The organism is Rhodococcus olei (genome assembly GCF_039540555.1).
Classification (GTDB): domain Bacteria; phylum Actinomycetota; class Actinomycetes; order Mycobacteriales; family Mycobacteriaceae; genus Rhodococcus_G; species Rhodococcus_G olei.
The window spans coordinates 1-925 of record NZ_BAABFB010000003.1 but is presented as its reverse complement, the minus strand read 5'-3'; the positions used below and the strand labels follow the sequence as shown (position 1 = coordinate 925).

At 70.4% G+C, this 925-nt stretch carries 1 protein-coding gene and 1 pseudogene; both read left to right on the top strand.

What is annotated here, in order from left to right; translation table 11 throughout:
• Positions 1-86: 86 nt before the first annotated feature.
• A pseudogene (locus ABD951_RS00200) lies at positions 87-306 on the top strand (IS30 family transposase); the annotation flags it as partial.
• 103 nt (positions 307-409) lie between these two features.
• The coding region (locus ABD951_RS00195; RefSeq protein ID WP_345340854.1) for an IS110 family transposase at positions 410-925 on the top strand (516 nt) is incomplete at its 3' end.

Genomic DNA, 925 nt, shown 5'->3' with positions numbered 1-925 from the left:
AGCGACCGCGGAGTTCAGGGCGGATTCAACCGGTCGTCGCAACACCTCGATCACGGAGATGTGCGATGGGACGTGGCGGGAAGCAGATGCCGGAGGCGCCTTCGGGTGCGCGGCGGCAGTGGGCGGCGGATCGGGCGTTGCGGCCGCCGATGCGTTCACCGGGCCGGCCGGAGCCGTCGCGTGCGGTGCAGCGGGACTTCTGGCGACGGATCGCCTCGGGCGTGACGACGCTGCAGGCGGCGGAAGCTGTTGGCGTGTCATGGCCGGTCGGGTCCCGCTGGTTCCGTCACGCTGGCGGGATGCTGTCGGTGTTGCAGGGCTGGGTGAGACGCAGTAAGACCGCCCAAGCACTCGCGACGCGGGCGCGGATCGTGCTGGCGTGTGCGGACGGGTTGTCCACGTCGCGGCGGTGGTCACCGTCCTCGGCGCGCTGGTGGACACGCGGTCCTTCCCGACCACCGCGGCCGGATACCGGCAGCTGTGGGACTGGGCGCGCACGCTCGGCACGGTACGACGAGCCGGGGTCGAGTGCACCGGGTCCTACGGCGCGGCGCTCGCTCGGCACCTACGGTCCGAAAGCGTCGAGGTGATCGAGGTCAACCAGCCCGACAAGGCCACCCGTCGTCGACGCGGTAAGACCGATGCCCTCGACGCCGAAGCAGCCGCCCACGCGGTGCTGGCAGGCTGCGCCACAGCCAGCGCGAAGGCCGGCGACGGTCCGGTCGAGATGATCCGAATGTTCAAGCTGGCCAAAGCATCAGCGGTCAAGGCCCGCACCCAATCCATCAACCAACTCAAGGCCGTGCTCGTCGGCGCCGACACGGGCCTGCGCGAGGCGCTGTCCGGATTGAGCAACACCGTGCTCATCCGCCGTTGCGCAGAACTCGATGCAGGGACGGCCCACGATGTCACCACCGCCGCGGCC